This window comes from Streptomyces sp. ATCC 21386, assembly GCF_018728545.1.
GTDB lineage: Bacteria > Actinomycetota > Actinomycetes > Streptomycetales > Streptomycetaceae > Streptomyces.
The window spans coordinates 3,487,683-3,499,022 of the sequence record NZ_JAAVVL010000001.1 but is presented as its reverse complement, the minus strand read 5'-3'; the positions used below and the strand labels follow the sequence as shown (position 1 = coordinate 3,499,022).

Sequence of the window (11,340 nt, the reverse complement as noted above, 5' to 3'; positions counted from 1 at the left end):
TATGAGGAGGAAACCCTCGTAATGGCACACCTGCGTATCAAGAACATCCGCGTCGCCGCCGTCACCACCCTGGCGACCACCGCCCTGCTCGGCGGTCTGACCGCGCTCCCCGCCCAGGCCGCCCCGGCCGAGGGCAAGGTGCTCGCGGCGGACTCCCCCACCGCCATCAAGGGCAGCTACATCGTCACGCTCAAGAAGAGCGCGGGCCTGAAGGCCGCGTCGAGCGCCGGCAAGGACCTGGTCGAGGAGTACGGCGGCACGGTGAAGCGGACCTTCAAGTCCGCGCTCAACGGCTACTCGGCCGAGCTCTCCGCCACCGAGGCGAAGAGACTGGCCGGCGACCCGGCGGTCGCCTCCGTCGAGCAGAACCAGATCTTCACGTCCGACGCCACCCAGACCAGCGCCCCCTGGGGCCTGGACCGATCCGACCAGGCGTCGCTGCCGCTGTCCGGCACCTACACCTACCCGGACAGCGCGGGCAGCGGGGTGACCGCGTACGTCATCGACACCGGCGTACGCGTCTCGCACGCGCAGTTCGGCGGCCGGGCGGTCAACGGCTACGACGCCGTCGACGGCGACACCGTGGCCCAGGACGGCAACGGCCACGGCACGCACGTCGCCTCCACCATCGCGGGCTCGACCTACGGCATCGCCAAGTCGGCGAAGATCGTGGCCGTGCGCGTGCTCAACAACTCCGGCTCGGGCACCACGGCCGGTGTCGTCGCGGGCATCGACTGGGTGACCGCGAACCACAGCGGCCCCTCCGTCGCCAACATGTCCCTCGGCGGCGGCGCCTCCACCGCCCTCGACACGGCCGTGGCCAACTCCATAGCCAGCGGCGTCACCTACGCGGTCGCGGCCGGCAACAGCAGCGCCAACGCCTCCTCGTACTCCCCGGCCCGTGTCGCCTCGGCGATCACGGTCGGCGCCACCACCAACACGGACGCGCGGGCGAGCTACTCCAACTACGGGTCGATCCTGGACATCTTCGCCCCGGGTTCGTCGATCACGGCGGGCTGGTACACCAGTGACACCGCCACCAACACCATCTCGGGCACCTCGATGGCCACCCCGCACGTCGCGGGCGCGGCCGCGATCTACCTGGCCGGCCACACCTCGGCCACCCCGGCCCAGGTCGCCTCGGCCCTGACCGCCGGTGCCGTGACCGGCAAGGTCACCAGCCCCGGCACCGGTTCCCCGAACCGTCTGCTGCAGATCGTCCCGTAAGGGCGGCCGCCGCATCCTGAAGTGATGTTTCCCCGGAGGCGCGGGTCGCCTCCGGGGATTCCTCGTGCGCGACCGCGCATTCCCCCGCCGACGTATGACAATTGGACGTACGGTCGGGCGTGGCGGGTCTCGACGTATTGACTCCCCCGCGCCGACTGAGCGACATTGAAGCCCGGCATCCGGCGCTTCAGGGGGCAAAGTCGCCAATGCAGACCTTGCGTATCAAGCCATCGTTGTCAGGCAGTGGGGGGCCGCTGCTGGCAGGTGTGGCCGCGGCCGTGGCGGGGGTCGGCGCGGTGCTCGCGTTCGCCGGCTCCGACTCGGTGCTGCGCGGCCCGTTCACCCTGTTCTTCCTCCTCGCCGCGCCAGGAGCCGCCATCGGGGCCGTACTGCGCGGGCTGGAGCCGTTCGGCCGGGTCGTGACGTCCCTCGCGGGCGCGATCGCGGTGAACCTCCTCGTCGCCCAGGGCATGATCGCCACCCACTCGTGGTCGTCGACCGGTGGGATCACGGCCGTGACCGTGATCAGCTCGCTCGTCATCCTGCCGAGTCTGGTACGGCTCCTGCGCGGCCGTACGGAGAGAAGACGGACCTGAGACGTGGACATCAGTGTGTACCGCCCAGGCGAGCTGACGGCCGCCGACCGGGCGGCCTGGACCGCTTTGCAGTCGAAGGCCCATCTCCACGGCGCTCCCGAGCTGGCCAATCCGTTCCTGTCCCCGGAGTTCGCCCTCGCGGTGGGCAGCTGCCGACGCGGCGTACGGATCGCGGTCGTCCGGGAGGGGGGCGAGCCGGCGGCCTTCTTCCCGTACCAGAGATCCACCGTCGGGGTGGGCAGAGCCGTCGGTCTCGGCCTCTCCGACTGCCAGGGCGTGGTCCACCGCCCCGGCTTCACCTGGGACCCCCAGGAGCTGCTGCGGGCCTGCGGGCTCGCGGTGTGGGAGTTCGACCACCTGGCGGAGGGCCAGACACCGTTCGCCGCGCACGTCACCGAAAGCTTCCCGTCGCCGGTCATGGACCTGGAGCAGGGCTACGAGGCCTATCTCGGCCAGTTGCGCACCCGTTCGCCGAAGTTCGTCCGCTCGACGTTCGCCAAGGAGCGCAGGCTCGGCCGCGCGGTGGACGAGGTGCGCTACGTGCACGACGAGCGCGACCCGAAGGTGTTGCGCACCCTGATGGCCTGGAAGTCGGCGCAGTACCGCAGGACGGGCCGCAGCGACCGCTTCGCACACCCGTGGATCACCCGCCTGGTGCACCGCCTCTTCCACACCCGCTCCGCCTCCTTCGCCGGCCAGCTCTCCGTGCTGTACGCGGACGGCAAGCCGGCCGCGGCTCATTTCGGACTGCGCTCCGAGCGGGTGCTGACCTGCTGGTTCCCGGCGTACGACCCGGCGTTCGCGAGATTCTCGCCGGGCCTGCTCCTGCATCTGCACATGGCCGAGGAGGGCGCCGCCGACGGCATCGCCTACCTGGATCTGGGCCGGGGGCAGAAGCAGTACAAGGATTCCCTGAAGACCCGGGAGATCTCCGTGTCGGAGGGGTGGGTCACCCGGCGCCATCCGGTGGCGCTCGGGCACCGGGCTCGACGGGCACCGGTCAGGGCCTTGCGCAACACGGTGTTGGCGCGACCGGAACTGTTCGAACCTGCCGATAGATTGCTGAAGCGGATGGGGAAATTCCGGTCGGGAGGTCAGGTAACGGACACATCAACAAAAACGTGAGTCCTCGTACGAGGTCTTGCCATATGGTCTCAATCATCAATACCGTCTTGCATCGTTGTACTTACACCCGCATCGGTCCGTCGGCACATGCTCCTAGGGGAGGGCTCAAGGAGCGCGGCGACCCCGGCGCGGGGCGCGGTAGGGGGGTGCCGTGCTCGGTGACCGCACCGATTACCGAGTCGTGCCGCGCGACCGACTGCCGAGTCGCGACAGTCGGCCGGCTTTGCCGGCTCACCCGGCATGCACGGAGATCGACTTCGCCGTGCCCTGAGTGAGAACCCCCCTTTCGAACCGGACAACATTCCGGACCACCCAGGGGCGGGTGGTTCACCGGACGAGAGGGACCAGACTCATGAGCTCAGTTCTGCGCCCGGCGATATCCGAGTCCGATACCGGCAGCGCCGGGACGTCGGCGCTCGCGAAGTACCGGCCGATCTCCAACCACCTGGCCATCGCACCACCGGTGAGCGTGGTGATCCCCGCCATGAACGAGGCGGAGAACCTTCCGTACGTCTTCAAGACGCTGCCGGGCTGGATCCACGAGGTGGTCCTGGTCGACGGCAACTCCACCGACGACACCGTCGAGGTGGCCCGCGAACTGTGGCCGGACGTCAAGGTCGTCCCGCAGCGGGGCAAGGGCAAGGGGGACGCCCTGATCACCGGCTTCGAGGCGTGCACCGGTGACATCATCGTGATGGTCGACGCGGACGGCTCGGCCGACGGCCACGAGATCGTCTCGTACGTCTCCGCCCTCGTCTCGGGCGCCGACTTCGCCAAGGGGTCCCGCTTCGCCAACGGCGGCGGCACCGACGACATGACCCCGATCCGCAAGCTCGGCAACTGGGCGCTGTGCACCACCGTGAACCGCAAGTTCGGCGCCCGCTACACCGACCTGTGCTACGGCTACAACGCGTTCTGGCGGCACTGCCTCGACAAGATCGACCTCGACTGCACCGGCTTCGAGGTGGAGACCCTGATGAACATCCGGGTCGTCAAGGCGGGCCTGAAGGTGCAGGAGATCCCCAGCCACGAGTATCTGCGCATCCACGGCGCGAGCAACCTGCGGGCCGTCCGCGACGGACTGCGGGTGCTGAAGGTGATCCTGAAGGAGCGCTCCAACCGGCGGGCCCTGCGCCGCCGTTCGCACGCCACGATGCTCACCGCGGGGCGGGGAGAGGCGTCTTGAACGAGCCGACCGTCTCGGTCGTGATCTGTGTGTACACGGAGGACCGCTGGGAGGACATCCTCGCTGCGGTCTCCTCGGTGCGCGCGCAGTCCCGGCCGGCCCTGGAGACGCTCCTGGTGGTGGACCACAACCGGCCCCTGCTGGAGCGTCTGACCAGGGAGTACAAGGAACACCAGGAGAGCGGCGAGGTCCGGGTGCTTGCCAACGCGGGCCCCCGAGGGCTGTCCGCGGGCCGCAACACGGGCATCGCCGCCTCGTGCGGGGAGATCATCGCCTTCCTCGACGACGACGCCGTGGCCGAGCGCGACTGGCTGCGGTACTTCGCCCAGGGGTACGCCGACCCCCACGTCATGGCCGTCGGCGGCCGTACGGTGCCCGTGTGGGCGTCCGGCCGCCGCCCGGCCTGGTTCCCCGAGGAGTTCGACTGGGTGGTGGGCTGCGCCTACAAGGGGCTGCCCGGCGGGGTCGCCGAGGTCCGCAACGTCCTCGGCGGCAACGCCTCGTTCCGCCGCGCCGCCTTCGACGCCGCCGGGGGCTTCGCCACCGGTATCGGCCGCGACGGGGACAAGCGCCCGCTGGGCTGCGAGGAGACGGAGCTGTGCATCCGGCTCTCCCGGGCCCTCCCGGGGAGCGTGCTGCTGCTCGACGACCGGGCGGTGATCCACCACCGGGTGCCCGACGCACGCGAGCGCCTGGCGTACTTCCGGGCGCGCACCTACGCCGAGGGCCTGTCGAAGGCGCTGGTGGCGCGGAGCGTCGGAGCGGACAAGGGACTGGAGTCGGAGCGCCGGTACACCACCCGGGTGCTGCCCGCCGGGGTCGCGCGCGGGGTGCGGGACGCCCTGCTCGGGCGCGCGGGGGGCGCGGGCCGCGCGGGCGCGATCGTCCTGGGGGTGGCGGCCGCCGCCGGGGGGTACGTTGTCGGGAGCGTCCGGGCCCGCAGGGGCGAGGTCACGTTCTCCGTCGGCGGACTCCCGGACAGCACGGTCGGCCCGGTCGGCAAGGGGGGCGAGGGGGGCTCGTCATGACGAAGACGACGGGGACGGCGGCGGCCGTACCGATCCTGATGTACCACGCGGTGTCCACCACGCCGAACGACGCCACCAGGGACCTGTCGGTGACCCCGGCGGCCTTCGCGGAACAGATGGCGGTCATCGACGACCTGGGCCTCACCCCGGTCGACACCGCGGCCCTGGCGGCGAGTTGGCGGGACGGCCGCCCGCTCCCCGCCCGGCCCGTGCTGATCACCTTCGACGACGGCTACGCGGGCGTCCACCGGCACGCCCTGCCCGTCCTCGCCAAGCACGGCTTCATGGCCTCGCTGTTCGTCACCACGGGCTGGATCGAGGGCCCCCACGACAACGGCGGGGCCCTCGACACCATGCTCGGCTGGGACCAGGTCCGCGAGCTCGCCGCAGGGGGCGTGGAGATCGGCGGGCACAGCCACACCCACCCGCAGCTCGACATGCTCGACGACGACCGGCTCCGGTCCGAGCTGCGGCGCTGCCGGAGCATCGTCGCCGACGAACTGGGCGCCCCGCCCGTCTCGTTCGCCTACCCGTACGGCTACTCCAGCCGCCGGGTGCGCGTCGCGGTGCGGGAGACGGGGTTCGCCCAGTCGCTCGCGGTCGGCAACGCGCTGGCCCGGCGCGCGCAGGGCCCGTACGCGTTGCGCCGGGTGACCGTGCGGCGCTCCACGGACGTCGCGGAGTTCGAGCGGCTCGTCGAAGGCCGCGCGATCGCCCGCACCTTCGCCAGGGACCGTGCCCTCACCAAGGGGTACGCCATGGTCCGAAGAGCACGACAGGTCCGGAAGGCCATCCGTTCCCGTGTCTGACACGACGACCACCACGGCTCACGAGGCCGAGAGCACCCCGGCCGAGGAGACCGGGCCCGCGCCCGGCCCCGGCCGCAGGCTGCGCCTGCCCGGGCTGGGCCGGGGCACGGGCGGCGACCAGCTGTTCCGCAACGCCTACGCCCTGATGCTGAACACCGGTATCTCGGCCGTGCTCGGTCTCGGCTTCTGGCTGGCCGCCGCCCGCTACTACACCGAGGCCTCGGTCGGTCAGGGCTCCGCCGCGATCGCCGCGATGAAGCTCCTCGCCGGGCTCACCGCGCTGACGCTGACGGGTGCCCTGGCCCGGTTCATCCCGGTCGCGGGGCGCGACACCGGACGGCTGATCTTCCGCATGTACGCGGGCAGTGCGGTGGTCGTGGCACTCGCGGCGGGGGTGTTCCTGCTGACGCTGGGCCTGTGGGGGTCGTCGTACAGCTTTCTGCACGATCCGCTCTACGCCGTGTTCTTCGTGCTCGCGGTGGTCGCCTGGTCGACGCTGACGCTCCAGGACGGGGTGCTCACCGGGCTGCGCAGCGCGGTGTGGGTGCCGGTCGGCAACACCGTGTTCTCGGCGGTGAAGCTGGTGCTCCTCGTGGTGTTCGCCGCCGCGGTCCCGACCATGGGCGTCTTCGTCTCCTGGGTCGCGGCGATCGCGATGTCCGTGCTGCCGCTGGGCTGGCTGGTGTTCCGGCGGCTGATCCCGAGGCACGTCGAGGCCACCGCCGAGCGCGCGCACCCCCCGTCGTGGCGGGAGATCGGCCGCTTCCTCGCCGGCGACTACACGGGGTCCCTCTTCTCCCTCGCGGTCGTGTACGCGGTCCCGGTGATCGTCGCCGCCCAGGTCGGCTCCGCCGACAACGCGTACTTCTACATCACCACCACCATCGGCGGCACCGTCAATCTGCTGGCCATCAACATGGGCGCCTCGCTGACCGTCGAGGGCGCCCACGACCCGGCGCGTCTGGCCGCCAACACCCGGGCCGCGCTGAAGCGGATGGCCCGGATCATGCTGCCGGTGTGCGCGGTGCTGTTCTTCGGGGCGCCGTGGATCCTGGCCGTCTTCGGGCAGGGCTACGCGGACGCGGCGACCCCGCTGCTGCGCTGGTTCGCGGTGGGCGCGGTCCTGCGGGTGGTGATGGAGACGTACTTCGCGGTGCTGCGCGCGCAGAGCCGCACGGCCGGACTCGCCTGGCTGCAGGGCCTGTTGTGCGCTCTGGTCCTCGGCCTGACGCTGGCCCTGCTCCCCCGGATGGGCCTGACCGGCGCGGGCGTCGCCGAGATCTCCAGCCTCGCGGTGATCGTGCTGATCGCCGCGCCACGGCTGTACCGGATCCTGCGGACCGCCGGGCCCGCCGAGGTGCCCGCCGACGCGGCACCCGACGGTGATCTCGCCGACCTGGGCCGGGTGGCCTCCGCCGCGAAGAAGCAGAGCGGCGCCTGGTCCCGGCGTCTGGACTCCGACACCCTCGCCCTGGGCGTCCACGTCGACTTCGACCATCTGGAGCGCCGCCCGGACGTACGGCCCGGTCCCGGCACCCCGCCCGCCGGAACCGCGGTGCCGCGCGGGGACCACCGGCCGGCCTGGGCCCAGGACCGGCCGACGGGTCCGCTGCTGCCGCCGTCCGGGCTGGGCCTGCCGGTGGAGTCCCGCGAGCCGGGCTCGGAGTCCTCCCTGGGCCCGGCGCCGTCCCCGGGTGTGGACGCCCCGTTCGAGAAGGACGTACGGGAACCGGACGCGGCGGGAGAGGCCGAGACGCTGGAGAAGTCCGTACAGGAGCCGGTGAACCACCCGGCCGGGGAGACACCGGCCGCGCAGGACGCACCTCGGGTACCCCTCCGCGAACGACTGCTGCACCCCACGGCCACCGGGATCGTCCTCGGCTTCCTGTTGATCGTCGCGCTGCTGCTGTACTGGGTGCCCGCGCTGGCGCTGGACGACTCCGACCTGGACCGCATGGGCGGCCTCGGCCTGATCTCCGTGCTGCCCACGCCGACGCTGATCGGGGCGGCCCTGCTGGCCGTCGTGTTCGCCTCGCTGCTGTGGCCGGCCCGGGAGCACCGCGCACTGCTGCTGATCACCCTGCTGGCCACCGTGTTCTCGCTGCACGCGCTGCCGGCCGTGATCGAGACCGAACCCCGGTTCGCGACGGCCTGGCAGCACCTGGGCTTCATCGACTACATCGACCGCACCGGCTCCGCCGTACCCGACCTGGACGCCCGCTGGAGCTGGCCGGGGTTCTTCGCGGCGGCCGCGTTCGTCGCCGAGGCCTGCGGGGTCACCGACTTCACCGAGATCATCCGCTGGTGGCCGACGGCCGTCCAACTCCTGTACCTGGCGCCGATGTTCCTGCTCGCCCGCCATATGCGGGCGAGCTGGCGCGCCAGGTGGACGGGCGTCTGGATCTTCGTCCTGAGCGGCTGGGTGGGCCAGGACTACTTCTCCCCCCAGGGCTTCACCTACCTCCTCTACCTGGTCTTCGTCGCGATCCTGCTGGTCTGGTTCCGCGCCCCGCACATGCTGTGGGGCAAGGTGCGCCCCGGCGAGGCGGAGGTGGAACCCACCGACCGTCGGCAGCGGGCGGTCCTCCTGGCGGTCCTGATCGGGCTGTACGCGGCGACGGTCCCGGCCCACCAGCTCACCCCGTTCGTGATGCTGGGCGTCCTCGCGGCCCTCGTCCTGGTCGGCCGCTCGGAACTGCGCGGCCTGCCCATCCTGTTCGCCGTGCTGGTCGCCGTCTGGGTGGGCTTCCTCGCCGAGCCGTACTGGTCGGGCCACTTCGACGAGCTCTTCGGCGGGGTCGGCGGTGTGGGCGGGAACGTCACGTCCTCGGTCTCCGGCCGGATCGGCGAGGGCAGTTCGACACACAAACTCGTGCTGTACGCGCGCGTGGCCCTCGCCGGCACGGTCATGCTCCTGGCCTGCTACGGCTTCTTGCGCCGCCGCGCGAACAAGTACCGCGAACGCTCCCTGCTCGTCCTGACGTTCGTGCCGTTCCTGGGCTTCGGCATGCAGTCGTACGGCGGTGAGATGGCCCTGCGGGTCTTCATGTTCGCCCTGCCGGGCGCCGCGCTGCTCGCCGCGCTCGCCCTCTTCCCGCGCACCGGCGTCACCGACAGGGAACGCGCCAAGGACCGGGTGAGCCTCGCCCCGCTGGCTGCCCTCATGGCCGGTCTCGTCCTCATCGGTGGCTTCCTGGTGGCCCGCTGGGGCAACGAGCCCTTCGAGCGCGTCCGCCCGGGGGAGGTCGCCGCCATGGAGTACGTCTACGCCCACGACGACCCGACGGTGCGGCTGCTCTGGCTCAGCGACGACCCGGTGAACAATGTGACGCCCGCGATGCCGTGGGGCGCCCGGGACATGGAGAAGGTCGAGTACGTGCCGACGCTCGCGCCGATCGACCCGGTCCTGGTGTCCGGTGTGGCCAAGGCGCTGAAGGACGCGGGCGCGGGCTCCCTCCTGATCGTCAACCGCAGCCAGGTCACCAACCTCCAGATGGACGCCGGCTACTCCGCGAACTGGGAGTCCCGGCTCATCCGGAACCTCGACGCGCGCGCCGACATCGAGAAGGTCTTCTCCCACAGGGACGCCACGATCTTCGCCCTGCGCGACCAGGCAGGGAAGGCCCCGGAGCCCGATCCCGGGCCGATCGGTCCGCAGGTCACCTGGACCCCGTGGTCGGTGGTGGGCGGCCTGGCCGCGATCGCCCTGATCGTGCTGCTGAGCGTCCGCGAGCTGGTCCGGGTGGCGGTCCGCCCCGGCGTCCGGCAACTCCGGTGGCTCCAGGGCAGCTTCTGGTTCAGCCTGCCGCTGCTGACGCTCCTGCTGGCCTCACTGGTGCAGCGCTTCCTGACGATGGGCGCGCCCTGACCCTCACCTCTGAAGCCACTTCACCTCGTAGGCGGCCATGTCGAACTTCTGGCCGTCGATGTCGGCGCTGATCCTGCGGTCGAGGGTGTTGACCACCAGCACCGCCTTGTCGTCGGCGAGCACCCGGACGTTGGGCTTGTCGTCGTCGGCGACGGCCACCGTCTCGTACCTGGTCCCCGGCGGGAACTCCTCGTCGAACCGGGACAGCAGCCCGTACATGGGCAGTTCCTCGCCCCCGTCCTTCTTGTCGGTAGGCGTCCACAGGCAGCCGGGGCACTCCCCGGTCCTCTCCTCCGGGTTCCAGTAGAAGCCGGAGGTGGCACCGCCCTTGGCCATGGCCATCAGCCCGGAGGCCTGGACGGCGACGCGGCGGTTCTCGGACCAGCCGTGCCGGTTGTCGTCGGCGTCGGCGGGCTCGACGTAGTACTCGGCCCACCACAGCGGCAGATCACCGGACCGCTCCCGCACCCACCGGCTGACGGCCGTGAACTTGTCGCTCGCGGCGAACTCGTCGGGGACCAATTCGTCGTCCCGGGTGTAGCTGGAGCCGTCGACCACCACGAAGTCGGCGCCGGCCTTGTTCTCGTTCCAGTAGTCGAAGGCGTCGAGGACCCGCTGGTCCAGGGAGCCCCACGGCCCCTTCAGCGAGGTCGACGCGTCCTGCTTCTGCCGTGGATCGACACTGTCCATGACCAGATAGGGCCCGCCGACCATGATGTCCTCGTCGACCTTCTTGAGGGCCTTGTGGACGAGGTTGTACAGCTCGGTGTACCCCTCGTAGTCCCAGCGGGCCTCCGCGTCGTTCCAGAAGCCCTTGAACTCGTTCCAGACGATGAAGTGCCGTACGTCCGGGTAGCGCTTGGCGACGGTCGCGGCGAGCTCGGCGTAGTCCGCGAAGTGCTCGGGCTCGGGCGCGGTCTCCAGCGCGGCCTGGCTCCAGTCGGTCCGGTCGGCGCCCGGTCTGCCGCCCTTCATCCAGTCGGGCGCGCAGCACAGGGTGACGACGGGGGTGCCGCCGGTGGCGCGGACGAAGTCGATGCGCCGGTCCATCTCCTCGAAGTCGTAACGCCCCTCGACGGGTTCGGGGTTGCCCGCACCCCAGCCCATGATGTGCTGGATCTGCGGCAGGGGCCGCTCACCGAGCCGCTCCTCGACGCGCTCGACAGCCGTCCCGCTGCCCGCGTCCGCGCTGTACTGGGTGTGGGTGAAACCCCAGCCCACACTGGGCCCGGTCGACTTCGGCGGGGTCGCGGGCGTGCCGTGCACCTTGTCGCCGTCGGGCGTGGTGCCGGCGATGCTGCCGCCCCCGGGCAGTGTGCTGAGCAAGGTCACGACCAGGGCCAGCGCCGCCACCCCCACGCCCACGAACGCGGTGAGCCGCCACCGCCGGTCCCCCGCAATCCACCCATGACGTCCCATCATGGGCAACAGTAACCGCGCGAACCCCTGCCGGGGGAGCTTCCGTCCGTGAACTCCCGGGCAATCGCTCCGACACCACCGG

Annotated in this window: 8 protein-coding genes; 7 read left to right on the top strand and 1 reads right to left on the bottom strand. The window is 71.3% G+C overall.

Annotated elements, in window-relative coordinates; translation table 11 throughout:
• The first annotated feature begins 21 nt into the window (after nucleotides 1–21).
• The 7 genes from GWK25_RS15260 to GWK25_RS15230 all read left to right on the top strand — a co-directional run bounded on the left by GWK25_RS15260 (nucleotide 22) and on the right by GWK25_RS15230 (nucleotide 9,839).
• Entirely contained in the window at nucleotides 22–1,227 is a 1,206-nt protein-coding gene (locus GWK25_RS15260; protein WP_215450770.1) for a S8 family peptidase, read from the top strand.
• Between the two features lie 233 nt (nucleotides 1,228–1,460).
• Nucleotides 1,461–1,823, top strand: coding sequence for a hypothetical protein (locus GWK25_RS15255; RefSeq protein WP_374105903.1), 363 nt, complete (start codon nucleotides 1,461–1,463; stop codon nucleotides 1,821–1,823).
• A gap of 3 nt (nucleotides 1,824–1,826) precedes the next feature.
• The gene (locus GWK25_RS15250; RefSeq protein WP_215450768.1) at nucleotides 1,827–2,948 is read left to right on the top strand and encodes a GNAT family N-acetyltransferase; all 1,122 of its coding nucleotides are present in this window, start codon (nucleotides 1,827–1,829) and stop codon (nucleotides 2,946–2,948) included.
• 352 nt (nucleotides 2,949–3,300) lie between these two features.
• Complete coding sequence (locus GWK25_RS15245; protein WP_215450767.1) at nucleotides 3,301–4,134, top strand: glycosyltransferase family 2 protein; 834 nt, start codon at nucleotides 3,301–3,303, stop codon at nucleotides 4,132–4,134.
• The gene (locus tag GWK25_RS15240; RefSeq protein WP_215450766.1) at nucleotides 4,131–5,162 is read left to right on the top strand and encodes a glycosyltransferase family 2 protein; all 1,032 of its coding nucleotides are present in this window, start codon (nucleotides 4,131–4,133) and stop codon (nucleotides 5,160–5,162) included. The genes GWK25_RS15245 and GWK25_RS15240 overlap by 4 nt, the downstream gene beginning before the upstream one ends.
• Nucleotides 5,159–5,971: a polysaccharide deacetylase family protein gene (locus GWK25_RS15235; RefSeq protein ID WP_215450765.1), complete on the top strand. Its 813-nt coding sequence runs from the start codon at nucleotides 5,159–5,161 to the stop codon at nucleotides 5,969–5,971. The genes GWK25_RS15240 and GWK25_RS15235 overlap by 4 nt, the downstream gene beginning before the upstream one ends.
• On the top strand, nucleotides 5,964–9,839 hold the full coding sequence (locus GWK25_RS15230; RefSeq protein ID WP_215450764.1) for a lipopolysaccharide biosynthesis protein: 3,876 nt from the start codon (nucleotides 5,964–5,966) through the stop codon (nucleotides 9,837–9,839). The genes GWK25_RS15235 and GWK25_RS15230 overlap by 8 nt, the downstream gene beginning before the upstream one ends.
• A 3-nt stretch (nucleotides 9,840–9,842) precedes the next feature.
• Here the strand turns inward: GWK25_RS15230 and GWK25_RS15225 are convergent, their stop codons facing one another.
• Nucleotides 9,843–11,258, bottom strand: coding sequence for a xylan 1,4-beta-xylosidase (locus GWK25_RS15225; RefSeq protein WP_215450763.1), 1,416 nt, complete (start codon nucleotides 11,256–11,258; stop codon nucleotides 9,843–9,845).
• Nucleotides 11,259–11,340 lie beyond the last annotated feature (82 nt).